Genomic DNA, 20,487 nt, shown 5'->3' with positions numbered 1-20,487 from the left:
GGGGCAGATGCACGATAATGGCTTCACCAAAACCGCAGCGGAGCAATTCTATTCGCTGGTTATATAAGCATTCCTAATCACATTGGAATTTGCTCGTCCCGCCCGCCTTATCGCGACACAACCTCGTTCTGTGCCGCGATCTGAAGCTGTTCTCACAGGCACTGGTTGCCATTGATGGAAGCAAGTTCAAGGCATAGAACACTCGCGACCGCAACTTCACGACGGGCAAGATCGACAAGCGGCAGCAGCAGATTGAGGAGAGCATCCAGCGCTACCTGAGTGCACTGGAAACGGCCGACCGGACGCAGCCACCCGAGCTCGAAGCGAAGACCACCCGGCTGCAGGAAAAGATCAAGCAATTGCCCGATCAAATGCATCGCCTCGAGCAGATCAGGGAAGAACTCAAGACGCAACCGGATGGCCAGCTTTCGCTGACTGACCCCGATGCGCGCTCCATGGCGACGAGCGGCAGAGGCTCGGGCATGGTCGGCTACAACGTGCAGGTGGCCGTAGACGCCAGGCACCACCTCATAGTTGCTCATGAGGTAACGAACTCCGGCTACGACCGGGCGCAACTCAGTCCGATGGCGCAAGCAGCCCGTGATGCCATGGGCAGGAACAGACTGAAGGTCATCGCCGACCGTGGGTACTACAGCGGTCCGCAGATAAAAGCATGTGCGGATGCGGGCATTGCCGCCATTCTCCCAAAGAACCTGACGTCAGGCGCCACAGCCCATGGCCGCTTCGACAGAGCGGACTTCATCTACATTGCCCGGGATGACGAATACCTTTGTCCAGCTGGACAACGTGCGATTTACCGCTTCACACGCGAAGAGCATGGCATGCAATTGCACCGCTACTGGAGCAGTGCCTGTCCTTCGTTGCAATATCAAATCTCAATGTACTCCGAGCGATTATCGACGCATCACGCGATGGGAACATGAGTCTGTATTGGAAGCTGCTCAGAAGAGACTGGACAGAATGCCGAATGCGATGACGGTGCGAAGGCGAACCGTTGAACACGTCTTCGGAACGTTCAAGCACTGGATGGGCTACACGCACTTCCTGACGCGCAGACTGACCAACGTAAGTACTGAGATGAGCCTGCATGCGCTGGCGTACAACCTCAAGCGCGTGATAGCGATAGTGGGATTCTCGCGAACCATGAGGGCAATGCGGCTGGTGGGTGCGTGAGGCACCTGAGCCTTCCAACATATGCCGGGAAACGGCTCGCGTTAAGGTGGCGGAGCCACCCAATATCTCTCAGTTGAACTGTCGACGCTGGATTCGCAACTGTGCGGGATCGGCTTCGCGCGATATCCTGCAAAAAGTCAGACGAAATCACGCGCGAGTCGACGCGAGCACGCCGTGAGGTAAAACGACGCCTATCATCAAGATATCGCCACGCGACGCATTCGTGCCCGGTGGATGGAGTTCAAACACTGAACATCTTCGACCATCGATCCCGGTTCGGAGGTTACATGTCACTACTACGCGCTAGAGAACTGCTCCACTCACAGGAGGGACTTCGTCTGCATGGCCCGAATCTGGATTGCTGGCGGCGCTGGGGACCCTATCTGAGCGACCGGCAGTGGGGTACGGTACGCGAAGATTACAGCGAATACGGAACCGCATGGGAGTATTTGCCCCACGACCACGCACGCAGCCGCATGTACCGCTGGGGGGAGGACGGCATTGCCGGATTCGGTAACGACCCGCTTGACTGGTGCGTGTCGCTTGCAATCTGGAACGGGCGCGACGCCATCATCAAGGAGCGGCTGTTCGGCTTGACCAATGCGCAAGGCAACCACGGGGAGGACGTGAAAGAGCTGTACTTCTACGTCGACGGCACGCCGACCCACTCGTACATGAAGATGTTGTACAAGTACCCGCATGATGCGTATCCGTATCAAGACCTGATCGACGAAAACGGCCGGCGCGGCGCAGATCAGCCCGAATACGAAATCCTCGACACCGGTGTGTTCGACAACGAGCGGTATTTCGACGTCTGGGTAGAGTACGCAAAGCACACACCCGACGACATTGTGATGAGGGTGACGATCGAGAATCGCGCAGAGGAGCCCGCTGCATTGCATGCGTTGCCGCTATTCTGGGCGCGCAACCGCTGGGCGTGGTCAGGCAAGCCCGCCAAGCCCTCGCTTAGGTTGGAGCCGGATTCCGTCGAAGGCGCACGCGTACTCGCACACAATCCCGCGCTGGGAACCATGATCGTCACGGCCTCGGCGCGGCAGCCGATCGAATGGCTGTTTTGTGAGAATGAAACCAATGTTCGCCGCATTTTCGGCATCGCCGGGGAGGGCCCGTTCAAGGACGGCTTTAATGATTACCTCGTCGACCACAACGAGCAGGCGATACGTCGCAACGCAGGCACCCGCGCCGCCGCACACATGACGGTGTCGCTCGAGCCGCACGAGAGCTCCGTGCTGTATCTGCGCTGGCGTCCGGCGGCGGCGCCGAGCGCCACTCACGACGACACGACGCTCGACCTAGAAGCGCTTTTCGCGCGCCGTATCGCGGAGGCCGATGAGTTCTATGCGGCGCTCCAGCACGATATCCCCGATGCCGATGCGCGGCTCGTGCAGCGCCAGGCCCTCGCCGGCATGCTTTGGACGAAGCAGTACTATCAGTTCGACGTAACGCGCTGGCACGACGGCGACCCCGGTCAACCGAAGCCGCCGAAAAGCCGCCGGCATGGTCGCAACGCGGACTGGCGGCATATGTGCAACGGCGACATCGTGTCGATGCCCGACAAATGGGAATACCCGTGGTACGCGTCGTGGGATCTCGCGTTCCATGCTGCCGCTTTCGCCATGATGGATCCCGACTTTGCGAAGAAGCAGCTGCTGCTGCTCGTGAAAGAACGGTACATGCACCCGAACGGGCAATTGCCTGCCTACGAATGGGCATTCGGCGACGCCAATCCGCCCGTTCATGCATGGGCGACCTGGCGCGTGTACGAACTCGACCGCGAAGTTACTGGCGTCGGTGATCACGAGTTTCTCGAAGTGATGTTCCACAAGCTGCTGCTGAACTTTTCGTGGTGGGTCAATCGCAAGGACGCAGAGGATCACAACATTTTCCAGGGCGGCTTTCTCGGGCTCGACAACGTAGGCATCTTCGACCGCTCTTCCCCGCTGCCGACGGGCGGCCGCATTGACCAGGCTGACGGCACCGCCTGGATGGCCTCGTATGCGCTCGACCTGATGCAGATCGGACTTGAGCTCGCGATGGCGAACAATGCCTATGTTGAAATTGCGGTGAAGTTCTTCGAGCACTTCCTGTATATCGCAGAAGCCGTCAGTTGCAGCGAGGGGTGCAGAACAGGGCTTTGGGACAGCCGGGACGAATTTTTCTATGACGTACTGCACCTTCCGGACGGAACCCGCGTGCCGATGCGAGTTCGCTCGATCGTCGGCCTTATCCCACTCTTCGCCGTGCATGTGCTCGAAGAACGGACATACGGCCACCTGCCTGGCCTGCGTGAACGGCTCGCATGGTTTTTAGATCACCGGCCAAACCTGGCCAGGCTCGTGTCGCGGTGGACGGAACCCGGCAAGGGAAACACCACGCTGCTCTCCCTGTTGCGCGGATACCGGATGACGGCGCTGCTACGCCGCGCGCTGGACGAGCACGAATTCCTTTCCGAGCACGGCGTGCGTGCACTCTCACGCGTGCATGGCGACACACCGTACGTCTTCGATCATGCCGGTGTGCATGTCTGCATCGAATATCAGCCGGCCGAATCCGACTCGCGCGTGTTCGGCGGAAATTCAAACTGGCGCGGGCCCGTATGGATGCCAGTCAACTATCTGCTGATCGAATCGCTGTACGAATTCCATCGCTATTACGGCGACGAATTCCGCATCGAATATCCGACGGGATCCGGCATTCGATGCTCGCTTAGCGAGATCGCCGACAGTCTCGCGCGGCGCGTTACTACCCTCTTTCTCAAAGACGAGCACGGCATGCGCCCCGTGATGGCCGCGTATCCACAATTGCAGACCGACCCGCGCTCGTCTGACCTCGTGCTGTTCCACGAGTACTTTCACGGTGACAGCGGACGTGGTGTCGGCGCTTCGCATCAGACGGGCTGGAGCGGTCTCGTAGCACTATTGCTTCAGCCGCGTCTGATGAGGCTCGCCCATGTGGCGTCCGATACCACAGCGGAAAACGTGCGGTCGGCCGCCGCAGTGACCGAAGACTCGCTACCCGCAATGGCGCGATAGGTGACGCTTGCGGGCGGCGCCCCTTCTGGCCGGACAAAGAAGCTTGCGTCTGCGCACGCGGCAGTCGAGCATGCTCAGGATAAAAAACGACTGGAAGGACGCGTCCTCGACGTCATGTCAGGCTCGTCGGAACTCATGTGAAGTGACGTTTACTGTGCAAAGTTGGCGAAGCGCCTATGCGGCACGCGGGCCGCAGTCACGAACCACGTGCCAAGGGTCTTCGACCAGGCAGACATCGGGCCGCTACGGCCACGCTCTGGATCTAAACTGGCTACGTGCTGTTGCTGATTGAAGCACTGGCGCCAGAACGATTGCCGCAATTGTGGATTAGTACCAAAGCGAGTTATTCGTGCAACTGACCAAGGACGGTTGGCTCGTGAACCCTTCCTGGCCATCCGGGCAGAAGGCCCCCGCCGTCATCCTGGCAGAAGGCCCCCGCCGTCATCCTGGCTTAGTTTTCCGGTGTGGTTAGCCCTTGATGACCAGGTCCGTGTACTTCTCAACGTTGTCATCTATGGTCAAGAGACGCAACGGTTCAGTTGTAGCCTGTGCGACCAAAAGCCGATCGAACGGGTCACGATGAATGTCCGGCAGATTGCGCACCGCCGCCGCGTGCCGTGCGGTAACAGGCAACTCGCGAAAGCCCGCATGTTCCAGGTTGCCGACCAGCTCATCAAGGTCGGCATCCAGCTTGCCAAGTGCAGACTTGATTGAGATCTCCCAAATGGTCGCCGCGCTAACGAAAACGGCGTCGGCGGTCAACATGATGCGTTGTGCTTCCTTGGAGAGCTTCTTGTCGCCGTTCATCGCCCACAAGAAAATATGCGTGTCGATCAACAGCCGCATTACCGCCCCTCGAATGCTGCTAAAAGGTCATCCGGTAACGGCGCATCAAAATCATCCGCGATATGGATTTGCCCCTTCATCAAACCGAAGCGGATCGCCGGCTTTTGGTCGACCGCGACCAGGCGCACGAGAGGCGTTCCAGCCTTCGCGATAACGACCTCCTCACCGCTAACCGCGGCCTCGATGAGCCGCGAAAGCTGGGATTTGGCCTCGTGAATATTTACGCTCTGCATACAGCCTCCGCTCACTGAATAAGCTTAGTCTAGTCTAGCTAACCCACGAACGCAAGGGATAGATCTGGCGCGGAGTCTATGCCGGCGACAACGCTCTTTTTGTCTCCGGGGCGCCTGTACGCATCTAACACTGGGTCGCTGCCGCAATGGAATGGTGCCGGCCTGCACTTGGAGCAGGCTGGCTCGACGCCCGATGTCTTTGGCGACTAAATGCGTCTGCACCGTTGACAGGAACGCCATTCCATTGTGTTTCGAAGATGCTCAGGTCTTCGTCCTCGCTTACGCCGGCGTTCACCGGATCGTCAAACAACTGAAGGTTGAACAGTTCTAACTCGTCTTGATGGATTCCCGACACAAGGGATATCGCCTCATTAGAAAAACCGCCGCGCCTCCTCACGTCTCGGGTCGGCGTCTTTCTCGAAACAGTTTCCGTCAAATCGTCCGTCTTAAGACGACAGGCTTGCCACCCATCTTCTGTTTGGTCATCCATGCAGCAAGCGCTGAATCGAGATAGTCAGCGTGCCCCGGAAACCAGCGAAACAGGTGCATGCCGATATTACGGACCATAGCAGCGCCCCCGTGGCCCTGCTCAACTGCGGCCTTGACCTCGCGAACCGATTTCAGCACTGCAGCGTGTTCATCAATGTGGCAGTTACGCGGGGGAAAGTTGGTTGTGCGCATCCATTCGTCTTCCTGCTCGAAATGGCTGACCGCGTGTATCTCGAATGCCTCGATTGCAGCTAACGCCGTCGCATCCGAGCAGTTCAGGAGTCCGAGTGCCACCTCGTAGAATTCCTTGTGCACATCGTCCATCGCCGCGAAGCCCAGCAGCCGTGCGTCGGACCAGATCATGCTGTTATCGCTGGTCCGCACCGGGGCTTCAATGTCTCTTGCTCGTTCCATCGTGCTCATTGCTTATTCCCGCTGCTTTACAGTAATCCGCCGGTCGCATTCCTCAGCGCCGGCACCACGTTGCCGAGTATAGACGGCGACCAGGTGACTGCAAAAATGCGATCGAAGATGACCCACAGGGCAACGGTCATCAGCACCGACAATAGAACGGAAGTCCGCCAGCGCTCGGCAAACTCCAAACGCGCGAGCAGCAACATGAGAACGAACAGCGCAGGTATCAGGCCGATGCCATATCCCAGCGCCAGTGCACCGGCAACCCAGAGGAAGAAGCGCAGGCCGCGGCTACGTACCAGGTGCGCCGGTACCGGCTCTGCCTGTTGCAGTGCTTCGTGCGCGTGAGCGTTCGACGCTTCAGCACCTACCGCGCCGCCTTCGATCGTCACGAGCTGTCTCAGGAAGGCCAACCCGCAGAAAAGCAACGCTGCTGATGCCGCCGTCATCGGCATCAGCCTTGCACCGAAATTCCAATCGCGCGCGGACCAGATGGCAGCGACCGGAATCAGCATCATCACAAGCGCAAACAGGGACCGGTGATCGAAACGGCGCACGGCCCACCTCGCTTTCGTGCGGGGCAGCGCTTCCGCGGGGTTCCTGTCCTTCAGGCGTCGATACCCACGACGCACGGCCGGGCCGATCACGACCCACAGCGCAGCCAGCAACACGATCAGCACGACCGGGCGCGTAAAGAAGCCCGTACCGTAGACCTCGGTCGAAATGAAGTAGTAGCGCTCGCACATGCTACCGAGCACCAGACCGAGAATCAGCGGCGGACGCGGCCAGTCAAGACGCTTCATGATCCAGCCGAATGCGCCGGACAGCACGAGTGAACAGATGTCACCCCAGCTCATGCTTGCGTTGAACGCGCCCAGAAAGAGAATCGCAAGGATCAGTGGCAACAGCACACCTACGCGTACGGTCGCGAGCTTCGCGAAGAGGCGGCTCCCCGACAGACAAATCACAGCACCCATCACGTGCGCAATTGCCAGCGTCCAGATAATCGCGTAAGTGACGCTGAGGTGCTTCGTCAGCATTTCCGGGCCGGGCGTGAAACCGTGCATCATGAATGCGCTCAGCAACAACGCCATCGATGCGCCTGCAGGCATGCCGAACGCAATCGTCGGAATAAGGTGACCACCTTCCTTGGCGTTGTTCGAGCTTTCCGCTGCAATCACGCCTCGAACGTCGCCCCGTCCGAACGATTCCGGATTCTTCTCGGTGCGCAGCGCGTGCGCGTACGCCATCCAGTCGATCACCGCTGAACCGACGCCAGGCACAGCACCCAGCACCGCACCTAAGCCGCTGCAACGCAGGACAAGCCACCAGCTACGCATGGCGTCTCGAATGCCGTCCCACTGGTTACCGCTGACGGCTGTCGTATCGGTAACGCTCGCAATACTCCTGCGCTCGATTGCCATATCTGCCAGCTCGGGAATCGCAAAGATGCCGAGTGCGACAGGTACAAGCGGTAAATGGTCCCACAGATAAAATGAACCGAAGGTCCAGCGAAGCGTACCGGTCTGCGGATCGGAACCGACGAGCGACAGCATCAGCCCGAACGACGCGACAGCCAGCCCTTTGACTGGCGCCTTGCCGCTCAACACCGCAATCATGGAAAGGCCAAAAATGCAGAAGGCTAGCAATTCGGCCGAGCCTACATACATCACAAGCTTGCGCAGAAATGGCAACAGCAGCGCGAGCAGTAGCGCGCCAAAAATGCCGCCGGAAAGCGAAGACATATAGCCTGCACCGAACGCACGTGCTGCCTGCCCCTTGCGTGCCATCTGGTGACCGTCGATCACGGTCGCCGCCGCTCCGACCGTGCCGGGCACGCCGAATAGAACAGCGGGAATCAGGTCCGACACGGTAGTCACTGCCGCCATGCCCAGGAGCAGCGCAAATGCGGTGTAGCCGTCGATATGGTAGGTGAACGGAATCAGCAACGCGAGCCCGACGATGCCGCCAAGGCCTGGCACGACACCGAGCGCGAGGCCCAGCACTACGCCGCCCAGCATCGTGAGCAGTCGCATCGGGTCCATCACGATGAAGAACGCATGGACGGCGGCGCTTAGCATGATTGCCGCCCCTGTTGAATGTATAAGCGCAGTGAACGCGCCAAAGCATGACAAACGGACATGTTGTTGTCTCCGTTGTTACCGGATTGCTCATAGAAGAGCGGCGCTGCGTTCGCCCGAAACAGCGAGTTGCAGCGCCGCCAGCCCGTGTGTTGCTGTCCGCGTTCAGCGCAGGGCGCGATTCGCCTTGCGGCGCAGGTAGTCGAAATTGATGGTGAATTGCTCCGGCCGCGTCACCTGATCGTGCAGACGCCGCACGTCTTCGTCCGGAAACACGTCGCCTTCACCGCCCGCCGCTTCCATCAGTAGCTGGATATGGCAAGCCTCATCAAGCGCAAGCGCGAGAATCACCGCTTCCTCGATGGTGTGACCGGCGATCGCAACACCGTGGTTGCGCATCAGCACCGCCTTCGAAGTGCCGAGCGCCCGCGCCACGCCGCGCCCCAGATCCTCAGTGCGGATCAGGTTCACCGTGTCGGTGTAGTAAGGCACGCCATCTGCGAAAGTGCAGGCAGGCTGACTGACCATCTTCAACGGCTTGCCGGTAGCCGACAGTGCAACGGCGTGAGTCGGATGGCTGTGAATAACGCTCGTCACGTCAGGCCGCGCCTTGTAAATTTCCGAGTGAATGAACACCTCGCTGTGACGCCGCCCTGCGCCGCCGATCTTCTCGCCATCCATGTTGCATACGACGATATTCTCCGGTGTGATTTCATCGAAACCGTAGCTGTGCGGCTTCATGATGAACTTCGACGCGTCACCCGGCACGCGCACCGACACGTGCCCGCGCGTGAAATCGCCCTGACCGTTTGTTTCCAGAATGCGGCCGGCGTCGATAAGCTTCTGTTGCGCTTCTTCAAGCGTCATAAAAATCCCTCGTGCAATTGATGAACTGATGAGTTGATGGATCGCTCAATTGAATAACGGGGCAGTGCCGCCCCGTTCACGTACCTGTTGCGTTACATCCGACCGCCAACTGCAGCCTTGGCCTTCGCAATCTCATTCGGTGAAGTGGCGTAAACGTCTTCGAGCACCGTGCTGATCTGTTGCGGCGAAACGTACCGAACCTCGACACCCAAGCTCTTCGCATCGGCAAGGAATGCGGGGTCTTTCATCGTGTCTGCGAACGCCTTGCGCAGCGCGTCAGCACGATCAGCCGGAATGCCGGGAGGCGCCGCGAACGGACGGGCGAGCGCCTGGCTCGCTGCAATAACCTTCAGTATTTTTTTCGTTTCCAGGTCGGACGTAAAATCGGACAGCAGCGGCACATTCGGCAGGTCAGGGTGCTTCTCGAGCGCCATCTGCACGATCAGGTTGACCTTGTGATCCCGCAGCCAGTCCGGGTGCCGCATGCGTAACGTGCTCCATGACGTGCCGCATTCGCCGTCGATTTCGCCACGCTCCATCGCGAGAGCAGTTTCGTTGCTGCCGGGGTAGCCAGTCACCAGCTGCAGTTTTGAGTGCAAGAGATTCTTGATGGTGTTCGCCATCACGTCTGGATCGGAACCTGCACCTTGACCGCCGAAGCGCGACGGCTTCGTGAGCAGGTCCTGGAAGGTCTTGATGGACGACGTATGCCACGTCACGCACAGCGAGACGTCGCTGTCCATGCTACCGAGCCAGACCAGCTTGCGTGCATCGTAATCCGCTTCACCGAGTAGCGGCTCTTCCGGCATCGTGCGCCCGAACGTGCCAATCGTTGCGCCATCTTTCGGCGCAACGCTGTAGAGATAATTTGCCGCCTTCAGACTGCCCGCACCCGGCATGTTTTGTGGCGTGATGGTCGGCTTGCCGGGCAGGTGATTACCGAGGTGTTTGGCGAGCAGCCGCGCGTACATGTCATAGCCCCCACCGACCGAGTAGCCGATGTCCATGTTCACCGTACGGCCGCTGTAGAAATCCTGCACACTTTCTGCCGACGCGGTACCGAGCCATGCGGTAGATGCTGCGAGTGCCGCCGAAATAATCCAGTGCCGGCGCTTGCGACTTTGCGTTGTTTGCCCTGTCATCGCTTGTCTCCTTCCTGTGTCTTGTGCACGTGATGTCCGTGGCAGTGCCCGGCCGCAGCCCAAACCGGCCGGGCATCCGCTGTTCTTAGTACTGAAAGCTCGGAGCCTCTGCCTTCCTGTTGCCTCCCGCGTCGCGCCCTTCGTACACCTTCACAATATCCTGCGCGATAGGCGAATACTTCGCATGCGTGCGCAGCATGAAGCTGGAAAAGCCGTCACTGTTGTGATGCTTGTCCTTCTCGTTCGGCAGCACGATGCACTCGTTCTTCGCTGCATCACGCACGATGCCCTTGGGGTCTTTCCCGTCTGCCACGTTGCGGATTTCGCGACGCAGCATCTTCCGGTACATCGCAATGCCGATATCGGTGGAACCCAGGTTCTCGGCCGTGCGATCGGCAATTCTGCCCTGCGTGATCCAGGCCATCATGTCCTGACCGTCAACGTTGTCCACGATAAATTCGCCGTCCGCATCCTTGTAGGGAACGTTGTACGTGTACACCTTGTCGTATAGGCGCGCGGGCACTTCGGCGGCCTTCGGCGGAACATACGCGTTGTACCAGAGGTGCAGCGTGTTCTCGTCGTCAACCGGCACGCGAATCTGGAACGAGTAATAGCGCGTGGCCTCGTTTCCGTTGCCGACTGCCAGCATGTTCGGGAACACGATCGGGTGACCGATCTGCCAGTCGTCCGACTGTTCCGAGTGACCTTGTAGCAGACGGTGCTTGGTCATGCCGTATTCGAACTCCTTGAAGTCGATCTTCTCGTGGTGCGTGCTGATCGCGACCTTGATGCCTTGCTGTTCCTTCAGGAACTCGTAGTGGTGACCGTGCAGCCACTCGGTGTGAATCGGATCGAGTGAGTTCTCCATGATCTGCAACCAGTTGATCGGCAGCACCACATGGCCCATCATCCGGATTGCCCCCTTCGCAACGAAACCGTCGAATTTCGGCAGCAGCGGTTTCAGTTCGGGCGGCCCCATGTACGCGAACAGCAGACCGCCCAATTCCTCGATCGGGTAGGAGTCTGTTGCAACTGACTTGCGAAATTCCGGATTGTCTTTCTCATTGGGCTGGTTCAGGCACTCCCCTGCGCCGTTGAATTCCCAGCCGTGATAGGGGCAGCGAATGCCGTTCTCGGTCGGAATACCGTGCAGGAACGATGCGCGGCGGTGCGGGCACTGTGCCGCGATGAGACCGAGTTTGCCCTGACGATCGCGGAAGAGCACGAGGTCTTCGCCCAGCAGGCGCACGCTTTTTGTCCACTTGCCATCCATTTCCGACAACGCGGCAAACGGCTGCCAGTAACGGCGCATCAGGTCGCCCATTGGCGTGCCGCGCCCAACGCGCGTCAGTTCGTCATTTTGCTCTGCGGTCAACATACAGGTTTCCCTCAATGTGTTGCGGTGAAATGATTCGACAGCTAACTTTCCGTCAATATTAAACTTAGGCAACTAAGTAACAATGCTGGTAAACACCTACGAGACACACTTCCCACCTATTCCGACATGCACCCCGTGTTCTTGGGCTCGTCCACGCACAGAGCCGGTTGACGAAGTGAATAATAGCGAGTAATTGACAACCTATACTTAGTTAGCTAAGTTTACGGCAATGGCAATCGGAGCATCCATGAATACAACCTCGAACCTTGCAGGGCGTGTGCGCCTTGGAATGGTCGGATTCGGTACGGCAGCGCGCGCCTTCCTGCCTGCCCTCTCCCATCACCCCGAATTCGAACTGGCCGCTATCGTTGATCCCGTCGAGCACATCCGCGCGGAAGCGGCTGCCGAATTCGGCATCGCGACCTACGCCCGGATCGAAGAGATGCTGCTGCATCCCGGCCTCGATTGCGTGTATGTCGGCTCGCCCACGCAGTTGCACCGCGAGCACGTGGAGTTGGCATGCCGTTCCGGCAAGCATGTCCTGGTAGAGAAACCCATGGCGGTCAGCCTGGCCGATGCGCAATCGATGGTTGAGGCTGCGACGACGTCCGGCGTTGTGCTGCTGGTCGGCCATTCGCACAGCTACGATGAGCCGATTCACGCGATACATGGCCTGATCGCGGGCGGCGACCTGGGTCAGGTCCGGATGGTGAACACCTGGTGCTATAGCGACTGGATTTATCGCCCGCGGCGCGCCGATGAACTGGATGACAGCGAAGGTGGTGGCGTAACGATCCGTCAGGGCGCGCACCAGTTCGACATCATCCGGCTGCTGTGTGGCGGTGAGGCGCGCTCCGTGCGAGCCAGGACGTTCGATTTTGACCCGCAGCGCAGTGCAACCGGCGCACATATCGTATTCATCGATTTCGCAAACGGTGCTGCCGCAACGGCTGTCTACAACGGCTACGGCCGCTTTGCCAGTACCGAACTGGTCGGCGGCGTTGGCGAATGGGGCTTTGACGCACCTGCGCATGCCTCCGCACGCTCACGGACGGCCGCCGCGCCCGAGGACGAATTGCGCGCCAAACAGGCACGCGCAAAGCACGCCATTCCCGGCCGCGCGCCCCATCAACCGCATTTCGGCCTCACGCTCGTCAGCTGCGAGCGCGGAGAAGTTCGTCAGTCACCGGATGGGCTGTTCGTCTACACAGATGAGGGCATGTCCTCGCTCAAGCTGCGCACGGACACGTCACCACGTGAGCGCGTAATCGCGGAGTTTTACGACGCCATCACCGGACGCCGGCCCGCGCTGCACGGTGGTCGATGGGGATTGGCGAACCTCGAGATCTGCCTGGCTGCACTGCAGTCGTCGCGCGACGGCTGCGAGATTTTGCTGACGCACCAGTGCGCGCCACAATCCTTTTAATCCAGGGAGACGCCGGCAAGACCGGTTTGAAGAAACATGAATGAGAACATGCTGCTCCACGTTACCGGCAAGATTGCGCTTGCCGACGGCATTTACCAATTCGAATTTCGCTCGCCTGAAGGCAAACCGCTACCGTCGTTCACGGCTGGCGCGCACGTGCTGATCGAAACGCCGTCGGGTATCGCTCGCCGCTATTCGCTGTGCAATGCACCAAGCGAGCGCGACCGTTACCTTGTCGCGGTCAAACTGGACCCGAACAGCCGAGGCGGCTCCCTTAGCATGATCAATGACGTGCAAATCGGCATGCGCATGAAGGTATCGGTGCCGGAGAATTACTTCGCGCTCACCGAGGATGCGTCCGACTACCTGCTGATCGCGGGCGGCATTGGCATCACGCCCCTGCGCGCAATGATGGCCGAACTGGATGCACGCAGTGCGCAATATCGCCTCGTGTACTGCACGCGCTCGCCGGAAACGACCGCCTTTCTCGCCGAACTTTCATCGCTGCCGTCGAGCCATGTTCAGGTTCACCACGACCACGGCAACCCTGAACAGTCACTCGATTTTGCGAAACTGCTCGCAACTCGTGAAGGCAATACGCACCTGTATTGCTGCGGCCCCCGCCCGCTCATGCAGGCCGTGCGTGACGGTGCGTCGGGCTGGCCATCGCCGGCGGTGCACTTCGAGGATTTCGGCACCAGCGTGTCGACTGGCGATGCATCCAGCGGCTTTACTGTCACGCTGCAACGCAGTGGCATCCGCGTGAATGTCGCGCCGGGACAAAGCATCCTCGCAGCGTTGCGTGAGTCAGGCGTTGAAACGCCCAGCTCCTGTGAGGCCGGAACCTGCGGAGCCTGCCGGACGACACTTTGTTCCGGCGAGGCCGATCATCGCGATTTTGTGCTCGATGACGACGAACACGACAGGGCGATCATGATTTGCGTTTCGCGCGCGAAGTCGGACGAGCTGGTCCTCGATCTTTAATTCCTGAAGGAGATAGTGTGAGCAAGTTGCAACTTTCGGTGGCGGTCGGCCCCTACGACCGCGTGCGCCCTCTCGTTGACGCAGATGTACAGATTGAAGGCGTCGATCCGACTTTCCTGCTGCAGGAACCTGAAGAAATCTTCTTTCGTGCGTTCCGCCATGCCGATTACGACATCTGCGAACTGTCACTGAGCAGCTATTGCGTCAAGACCGCAACGGGCACATCGCCGTATATCGCCGTGCCCGTCTTCCCATCGCGCGCATTCCGTCACACGTCCGTGTACGTCAACGCGAACGCCGGCATCAACAAGCCGGAAGACTTGAAGGGCAAACGCATCGGCGTGCCCGAATATCAATTGACCGCGAATGTATGGGTGCGCCTCTTTCTTGAAGAAGAGTACGGCGTCAAGCCGTCTGACGTGACCTGGCTGCGCGGTGGCTACGAAGACCCGACGCGTGTTGAAAAGATCACGCTGAACCTGCCCGCCGACGTAAAGCTGGAGAACGCGCCCGAAGGCAAGACGATTTCCGGCATGCTTGAAGCCGGTGAAATCGATGCGTTGATCGGCCCGCGTGCACCGTCGTGTTTCGACCGCGGTTCCGCGAACGTGAAGTATCTGTTCGACAACCCGCAGGCAGTCGCCGCCGACTGGTATCGGCGCACGAAGCTGTTCCCGATCATGCACACGCTCGGCATCCGCCGCACGCTCGTTGAACAGCACCCGTGGCTACCGATGTCGGTGATGAAGGCATTCGAAAAGTCGAAAGCGCTCGCGCTCGCGCGCCTGACCGACACATCGGCCACCAAAGTCACGCTGCCGTTCATCGAAGACCAACTGCGCGCCGCTCGAAAGCTGATGGGTGAAGATTTCTGGTCATACGGTTTCGCGGCGAACAAACACGCGATCAACCGCTTCCTGAAGCGTCACCACGAAGAAGGCTTGTCCAGTCGTCTGCTCGACGCGAAGGAACTGTTCCACTCGGCCTGCCTCGAAAGTTTTGGCATTTGATCCGCATGCACTGCATGCAGCCGCTACCGTAGAAAAGAGCGCCGGCACATTTCCGGCGCTTTTTAATGCCATTTCCTGACGTTGCTCAGGAGAGCGCTTTGCCCAGTGCACCGGGCGGAAGAACCCATAAAACGCGAATTCGGAGACACGTGATGTCAATCAGCAGGCAACTGACCGTGCGCGCCAAGTTATCGGCGACATTCGGCCTTCTCGTGGCACTCGTGCTACTCGTCTCGGCGCTGGCATTGCACGCCCTGAGTGCGACCAATGAAGGCATCAAGCTGTACGTGAACGGCGTCGAGACCCGATCGTGGGTCGCCGAGAAGATCCGCATTTCGGCGGCGCAACGTGTTGCCGACCTGGCCGACCTTGCGGCGGCAACCACTCCGCAAAGCGTTGCGGCCGCCCAATCCCGCCTTGATACCGCGGACCAGGCGTTGCTCAGCGCACTGCACCAGCTTCAGACGATGGTGTCTCCGCCCACCGACGCAACGCCCTATTCGCGCTCGCTCGTCGCCCAGATCGCCCAAGCGGAGCAGCAGTATGAAACCGTCGGGAAGAATATCGTCAATGCAATAGCCCAGAACCGCCACGACGACGCCATCGCGCTCATCAATCGGAGCGGGCGCCCCATGCTCGACAATCTGATCAAGGCTACAGGCGACTACGCCGGTGCCGCCCAGAAGCGCTCCACCGCCCTGCTATCCGAGAACGCTGGCAATTTTGCGTGCCAACGATTGCTGCTGATCGGTGTTTGCATTGCAGCCGCACTGGTCGCCATGGTGGTCGGAACGCTGGTCACGCGCGGCATCATGCGCGCGCTTGGCACGGAACCAGCATTGCTCCGCACGATCGCGCAGCAAATCGCGCACGGCGACCTGCGTCGCGTCGACGCGGCGAACGCACCGGCCGGCAGCGTACTCGCATCGATGGCACAGATGCAGCAGAGCCTCGTGCAGTTAATCGGCGAGGTCCGCTCGTCGGGCGAAAGCATTGCGACGGGATCGAGGCAGATTGCGACTGGCAACCTCGATCTTTCGGCGCGCACCGAAGAGCAGGCTTCGTCGCTGGCTGAAACGGTAGCGGCGATGGACCAGCTCACGTCGGTCGTGAAACACAACGCCGACAACGCGCAGCAGGCCAGCACGCTGGCCGCCACGGCGTCGGACGTATCGCGCAGGGGGCGCACGGTCGTCGAGCAGGTCGTGCAGACGATGGACGAGATCAACGACAGCTCGAGGAAGGTGGCCGATATCACGGGCATGATCGAGGGCATCGCGTTCCAGACAAATATCCTCGCGCTGAACGCCGCAGTGGAAGCCGCGCGGGCCGGCGAACAGGGGCGCGGTTTCGCAGTCGTCGCTGGCGAGGTGCGCAGCCTCGCGCAGCGGGCTTCGTCCGCCGCGAAAGAAATCAGCGAGTTGATCGGTTCGTCGGTGCAACGGATTCAGGACGGCTCAGCGCTCGCCGGCGAGGCGGGCCGCACGATGACTGAGGTCACGCAGGCTGTGGCGCGCGTGACTGACATCATGGGCGAGATCGCAGCGGCGTCGAGTGAGCAGAGCCGTGGGATTGAGCATGTGGGGCTCGCCATGAACCAGATGGACGAGGTCACGCAGCAAAACGCGGCCCTGGTCGAGCAGGCAGCCGCCGCCGCTCAATCGATGCAGGATCAGGCCGCGAATCTGGAGCGTGCAGTCTGTGTGTTTCAGCTTTAGCGAGGGTACCAGCGGAGGCCGGTTTCGAGCAGGAACGGGATTTCGTGGAGGTCGGCCCGATGCTCGACGGACCGGCGACCAGCGGGACTCTCCCGGCGCAGCTGGGGCGCCGGGACAGTTCCAGTTTCATTGCATCAGAAGCGTTTCTCGAGACCGAGGCGCACGTACGCCTGGTGATTCGTTGAAGACGGCGTGATGTTGTAGATCGACGCAACAGCATCGTGCCCTGTTGAATCCGTACCGCTCGCCTTCTGGTAGACACCAAGCAGGTAAAGCAGCGTTGTCTTCGAAAGTGCGTACTGAGCGCCAAGTGCGGCCTGGTTGTAGGATGCACCCGTGCGGCCACTCACGCCGGATGTCTTCGTGTACTGGTACACGGCACCGAGCAGAACAACATGCGTTACCTGCCAGGTGGCGTTGATTTCGCCCGTGTTGAACGTTGCCGTTCCGCTGATGCCGCCGGCTGGAACCGGTCCGGCCGATCGATTACCGAGGCCCCGGAACTGCGTATTCGAATAGTTCGCACCGAGATTCACCGATCCAATCTGGTACGCCGCACCGACCGCGATCGCCTGCGTCGAATTCGCAGATGCAAATCCTGTCGTCACCGGCGAGCCGGCGAAATTTGCACCCGGGACGCCGTTCGATGGAGCAGCGGGCGCACCCGTATCACCCCAGAACGAGACGTTCGGCTGACGCACGTTCAGATAGCCGACGCCAGCGGTAAAAGGACCGTGCCCGTAGTTAGCACCGAGCGAATAAATCTGATTGCGTGAGAAGTCACCTGGCACCCCGCCAAGCCCATACAGACCGCCGACACGAAAGCCGTACAAGTCCGGACTCATGTACTTGATCGAACTGTTGGTACGATTGGTGTGCGCCATCTGGTCAACGTCGCCGGGGTGAGCAAGAGGCGGGCCGCCCCACGTATTGGCAACGGCAAACGGATTGACAAAATCGACAATCGAATCATACTGGCGACCCAGCGTCACGGTGCCGTAATGCTGGTCTGCCAGCCCGACGTACGCCTGACGACCGAACATCAAACCGCCTTGTCCAAGTTTGCCGTTCGTTATGTCGAAACCGTTCTCGAGCCGGAATACCGACGCCAGTCCACCGCCCAGGTCTTCCCTGCCCAGCAACCCGAAGCGACTGCCGTTCAACATGCCCGAAGTCATGTTGACAAGCTGCTTTCCGCCGGCGTTGCTCGTATAGTTCACTCCTACGTCGAGCAACCCATACAGTGTCACGCTGCTTTGTGCGAATGCTGTACCGGCAACGCCTAGCCCGGCACCCAGAACAATCCACTTCTTCATAAGGCCTCCTTCGTTGATATTCGTCTCGCAGCGTTCCTGTCAAGACAGGAACTTCGATGCCTCAGGCGACGCGGGTGCGGCACTCCTCCACTTTCGGCACCGCCGCTTCGTCGCCTTGTTTTTACTTAGGCACCTAAGTTATAGTCTGGCAATACTATCATCTTCGCGAAACAGGTGGATGCTAGGGTTAACTCATATATGCGGTGCATGCAATCGCCGGATCGCTTAATGGTAAATAACAATTTTGCTTAGTCATCTATTAAGATGACGTATCTAACTCACCAAGTGCACAAGATGAACTCAGCCAGAACCGAGGCACCGAAATCCGCATCGCGCGTGGGCAATGACGAGCGCATCGCGCATCTGGTCAAAGACGCCTACCGTGGCCTGTCAAGTGCGCTGCAAACCCGCCTGAAGGCACACGGTGTGATGTATGGTCATTGGACGTTTCTGCGCATCCTCTGGCAGACAGACGGCATCACGCAGCGGCAATTGAGCGAGCAGGCCGGCGTGAAGGAACCTACGACTTTCTCGGCGCTGCAGTCGATGGAGAAGTTGGGCTACGTGATGCGCCACAAAATGCCGGACAACCGCAAGCAGGTCAGAGTGTTTCTCACGTCCAAGGGCGCGTCGTTGCGTGCGTTGCTGGTGCCTGCCGCGGAGGAAGTCAACGAGATCGCGCTTGCCGGCATTCCGGCAAAGAACGTCGCGATCATGCGCGAGACACTGCTTGCGATCATCGACAACCTTGCGCGCGCCAATGCCTTCGCACAGGACGATGCGCAAAGCGACGACCCCACCGCATAAAACGCTCCATGCAACAGTCCGCGACGCAGCAGGATGGATTGACCGGCGGCCGGTTTTATTTCGGCGTCCTTGCTATTTCACTTGCTACAGCGCTTGGCATGCTCGACAGCGTGATTGCAAATGTCGCGTTGCCGACCATCACGAAGACCATTCACACCAGTCCGTCTGAGTCCGTGTGGATCGTCAACGCGTACCAGCTTTCGATCATCATGTCACTACTCCCGCTGTCGTCGCTGGGTGACCGTGTGGGCTACGCGCGCATCTATATGGGGGGCCTCGCGCTTTTCACCTGCTCTTCGCTGATGTGCGCGATGTCGCATTCGCTGGATGCGCTCATCTTCGCGCGCGTCTTGCAGGGCTTCGGTGCGGCAGGTATCAGCAGCGTTAACACCGCACTCGTCAAGACAATTTATCCGTCGCGGCTGCTCGGTCGTGGCGTTGGCATCAATGCTTCGATCGTTTCGATTTCTACCGCTGCGGGTCCCACGATTGCGGCGGCGATTCTGTCCGTTGCGCCGTGGCCGTGGTTATTCGCGATCAACGTACCGCTGGGGCTTATAACGCTGTTCGTCAGCTTCTCCGCGCTACCCCGTCCGCCAATAGCCAAAACACCCTACGACTACGGCAGTGCCCTGCTCAATGCGGCGGCATTCGGACTGCTCGTGCTCGGCGTGGACCGTATGGGTCACAGCAATGGGATCAGCGCAGGTGTCGTGATCCAGCTTGTTGCAGCTGGGCTTTGCGCGTGGCTGCTCGTGCGTCGCGAGCGGGGCCGCACACAACCGCTGCTCCCCGTCGACCTGCTGCTCAAACCCGTGTTTCTTCTCGCCGTGCTCACTTCGATTTGCTCTTTCACCGCGCAGATGCTGGCGTTCGTGTCACTGCCTTTCATGCTCCAGGACGCGCTGGGGCACAGCGCAATGGAGACGGGCGCGCTGATTACGCCGTGGCCGCTCGCCATCATTATCGTGGCACCCCTCGCTGGAACGCTGTCGAACCGTTACGAGGCCGGCATGCTCGGGGGTCTCGGACTTGCCATTCTGGCCGCAGGTCTGGCGCTGCTCGCGCTGTTGCCTGCACACCCGGGTTCCTTCGAAATCGGCTGGCGCATGGCAGTGTGTGGGATCGGATTCGGATTGTTTCAGACGCCGAACAACAGGGCGATTCTCGCCGCCGCGCCGCCGGGTCGGACGGGTAACGCGAGCGGCATGATCGGCACGTCACGCACGCTAGGGCAGACCCTCGGCGCTGTACTGACCGCGCTCATCCTGATGGTGGCCCCGGGTCACGCAGGTCCGGTTGCTTTGACTACCGGGGCGATCTTCGCTATGGCCGCCGCGATGCTCAGCCTGTCGCGCCTGGTGCGCCGCCGCCCTCTTTGAGTACGTGGGGCGACTCCTGGAGGACAGGTGCGCGCCTCGGATCAGGCTTCGATCGGTGGGCCACACTTGGACGCGTACGCATTGGGGTCGGCTAAAGCTGACCAGGAACAGAATCAACCCGAAAAGGTGAGTCGTGTCCTGTACTCA

15 protein-coding genes and 1 pseudogene are annotated in these 20,487 nt (G+C 59.8%); 8 read left to right on the top strand and 8 right to left on the bottom strand.

The window, feature by feature from the left end; genetic code table 11:
- Window positions 1–113: 113 nt before the first annotated feature.
- Together ABQJ48_RS31805 and ABQJ48_RS31800 are read left to right on the top strand one after the other, a co-directional pair.
- Window positions 114–1,194: pseudogene (locus tag ABQJ48_RS31805) on the top strand (IS1182 family transposase); the annotation flags it as partial.
- 287 nt (window positions 1,195–1,481) lie between these two features.
- Window positions 1,482–4,247, top strand: coding sequence for an MGH1-like glycoside hydrolase domain-containing protein (locus tag ABQJ48_RS31800; protein ID WP_367841906.1), 2,766 nt, complete (start codon window positions 1,482–1,484; stop codon window positions 4,245–4,247).
- Window positions 4,248–4,715: 468 nt separating this feature from the next.
- On the opposite strand, the gene ABQJ48_RS31795 is transcribed toward ABQJ48_RS31800, so the two are convergent.
- The 7 genes from ABQJ48_RS31795 to ABQJ48_RS31765 form a co-directional block, all read right to left on the bottom strand.
- Window positions 4,716–5,093, bottom strand: coding sequence for a type II toxin-antitoxin system VapC family toxin (locus ABQJ48_RS31795; RefSeq protein WP_367841905.1), 378 nt, complete (start codon window positions 5,091–5,093; stop codon window positions 4,716–4,718).
- Window positions 5,093–5,326, bottom strand: a complete 234-nt coding sequence (locus ABQJ48_RS31790) for a type II toxin-antitoxin system Phd/YefM family antitoxin (RefSeq protein ID WP_367841904.1) — start codon at window positions 5,324–5,326, stop codon at window positions 5,093–5,095. The genes ABQJ48_RS31795 and ABQJ48_RS31790 overlap by 1 nt, the downstream gene beginning before the upstream one ends.
- A 432-nt stretch (window positions 5,327–5,758) precedes the next feature.
- On the bottom strand, window positions 5,759–6,238 hold the full coding sequence (locus ABQJ48_RS31785) for a bacteriohemerythrin (protein ID WP_367841903.1): 480 nt from the start codon (window positions 6,236–6,238) through the stop codon (window positions 5,759–5,761).
- Between the two features lie 17 nt (window positions 6,239–6,255).
- Window positions 6,256–8,310 (bottom strand): tripartite tricarboxylate transporter permease, encoded by a 2,055-nt coding sequence (locus ABQJ48_RS31780; RefSeq protein WP_367841902.1) that lies wholly within the window; start codon window positions 8,308–8,310, stop codon window positions 6,256–6,258.
- Window positions 8,311–8,475: 165 nt separating this feature from the next.
- On the bottom strand, window positions 8,476–9,177 hold the full coding sequence (locus ABQJ48_RS31775) for a class II aldolase/adducin family protein (RefSeq protein WP_367841901.1): 702 nt from the start codon (window positions 9,175–9,177) through the stop codon (window positions 8,476–8,478).
- Window positions 9,178–9,269: 92 nt separating this feature from the next.
- The gene (locus tag ABQJ48_RS31770) at window positions 9,270–10,319 is read right to left on the bottom strand and encodes a Bug family tripartite tricarboxylate transporter substrate binding protein (protein WP_367841900.1); all 1,050 of its coding nucleotides are present in this window, start codon (window positions 10,317–10,319) and stop codon (window positions 9,270–9,272) included.
- Window positions 10,320–10,404: 85 nt separating this feature from the next.
- Window positions 10,405–11,697: a Rieske 2Fe-2S domain-containing protein gene (locus tag ABQJ48_RS31765; RefSeq protein ID WP_367841899.1), complete on the bottom strand. Its 1,293-nt coding sequence runs from the start codon at window positions 11,695–11,697 to the stop codon at window positions 10,405–10,407.
- Between the two features lie 289 nt (window positions 11,698–11,986).
- Here ABQJ48_RS31765 and ABQJ48_RS31760 point away from each other — a divergent pair, with 289 nt between their 5' ends.
- From ABQJ48_RS31760 to ABQJ48_RS31745, 4 genes are all read left to right on the top strand, one after another.
- The gene (locus ABQJ48_RS31760) at window positions 11,987–13,123 is read left to right on the top strand and encodes a Gfo/Idh/MocA family oxidoreductase (protein ID WP_367841898.1); all 1,137 of its coding nucleotides are present in this window, start codon (window positions 11,987–11,989) and stop codon (window positions 13,121–13,123) included.
- A gap of 48 nt (window positions 13,124–13,171) precedes the next feature.
- Window positions 13,172–14,107, top strand: a complete 936-nt coding sequence (locus ABQJ48_RS31755; protein WP_367841897.1) for a PDR/VanB family oxidoreductase — start codon at window positions 13,172–13,174, stop codon at window positions 14,105–14,107.
- Between the two features lie 17 nt (window positions 14,108–14,124).
- A complete protein-coding gene (locus tag ABQJ48_RS31750) occupies window positions 14,125–15,117 on the top strand; it encodes an ABC transporter substrate-binding protein (RefSeq protein WP_367841896.1) in 993 nt (330 codons plus the stop codon).
- A gap of 152 nt (window positions 15,118–15,269) precedes the next feature.
- Window positions 15,270–16,835 (top strand): methyl-accepting chemotaxis protein, encoded by a 1,566-nt coding sequence (locus ABQJ48_RS31745; RefSeq protein WP_367841895.1) that lies wholly within the window; start codon window positions 15,270–15,272, stop codon window positions 16,833–16,835.
- Window positions 16,836–16,969: 134 nt separating this feature from the next.
- Here the strand turns inward: ABQJ48_RS31745 and ABQJ48_RS31740 are convergent, their stop codons facing one another.
- Window positions 16,970–18,151 (bottom strand): porin, encoded by a 1,182-nt coding sequence (locus ABQJ48_RS31740; RefSeq protein WP_367841894.1) that lies wholly within the window; start codon window positions 18,149–18,151, stop codon window positions 16,970–16,972.
- A gap of 294 nt (window positions 18,152–18,445) precedes the next feature.
- On the opposite strand from ABQJ48_RS31740, the gene ABQJ48_RS31735 reads away from it, so the two are divergent.
- Together ABQJ48_RS31735 and ABQJ48_RS31730 are read left to right on the top strand one after the other, a co-directional pair.
- A complete protein-coding gene (locus ABQJ48_RS31735) occupies window positions 18,446–18,958 on the top strand; it encodes a MarR family winged helix-turn-helix transcriptional regulator (protein WP_367841893.1) in 513 nt (170 codons plus the stop codon).
- 8 nt (window positions 18,959–18,966) lie between these two features.
- Entirely contained in the window at window positions 18,967–20,340 is a 1,374-nt protein-coding gene (locus tag ABQJ48_RS31730) for an MFS transporter (protein ID WP_367841892.1), read from the top strand.
- The last annotated feature ends 147 nt before the right edge of the window (window positions 20,341–20,487 follow it).

Source organism: Paraburkholderia suaedae, assembly GCF_040812055.1.
Classification (GTDB): Bacteria; Pseudomonadota; Gammaproteobacteria; order Burkholderiales; family Burkholderiaceae; genus Paraburkholderia.
This window is presented reverse-complemented; position numbering and strand designations above follow the sequence as displayed.

Bases quoted from the DNA above. Each gene is read 5' to 3' on its own strand.
- ABQJ48_RS31800 (WP_367841906.1), top strand. From the start codon at position 1,482: ATGTCACTACTACGCGCTAGAGAACTGCTCCACTCACAGGAGGGACTT.
- ABQJ48_RS31795 (WP_367841905.1), bottom strand. From the start codon at position 5,093: ATGCGGCTGTTGATCGACACGCATATTTTCTTGTGGGCGATGAACGGC.
- ABQJ48_RS31790 (WP_367841904.1), bottom strand. From the start codon at position 5,326: ATGCAGAGCGTAAATATTCACGAGGCCAAATCCCAGCTTTCGCGGCTC.
- ABQJ48_RS31785 (WP_367841903.1), bottom strand. From the start codon at position 6,238: ATGAGCACGATGGAACGAGCAAGAGACATTGAAGCCCCGGTGCGGACC.
- ABQJ48_RS31780 (WP_367841902.1), bottom strand. From the start codon at position 8,310: ATGCTAAGCGCCGCCGTCCATGCGTTCTTCATCGTGATGGACCCGATG.
- ABQJ48_RS31775 (WP_367841901.1), bottom strand. From the start codon at position 9,177: ATGACGCTTGAAGAAGCGCAACAGAAGCTTATCGACGCCGGCCGCATT.
- ABQJ48_RS31770 (WP_367841900.1), bottom strand. From the start codon at position 10,319: ATGACAGGGCAAACAACGCAAAGTCGCAAGCGCCGGCACTGGATTATT.
- ABQJ48_RS31765 (WP_367841899.1), bottom strand. From the start codon at position 11,697: ATGTTGACCGCAGAGCAAAATGACGAACTGACGCGCGTTGGGCGCGGC.
- ABQJ48_RS31760 (WP_367841898.1), top strand. From the start codon at position 11,987: ATGGTCGGATTCGGTACGGCAGCGCGCGCCTTCCTGCCTGCCCTCTCC.
- ABQJ48_RS31755 (WP_367841897.1), top strand. From the start codon at position 13,172: ATGCTGCTCCACGTTACCGGCAAGATTGCGCTTGCCGACGGCATTTAC.
- ABQJ48_RS31745 (WP_367841895.1), top strand. From the start codon at position 15,270: ATGTCAATCAGCAGGCAACTGACCGTGCGCGCCAAGTTATCGGCGACA.
- ABQJ48_RS31740 (WP_367841894.1), bottom strand. From the start codon at position 18,151: ATGAAGAAGTGGATTGTTCTGGGTGCCGGGCTAGGCGTTGCCGGTACA.
- ABQJ48_RS31735 (WP_367841893.1), top strand. From the start codon at position 18,446: ATGAACTCAGCCAGAACCGAGGCACCGAAATCCGCATCGCGCGTGGGC.
- ABQJ48_RS31730 (WP_367841892.1), top strand. From the start codon at position 18,967: ATGCAACAGTCCGCGACGCAGCAGGATGGATTGACCGGCGGCCGGTTT.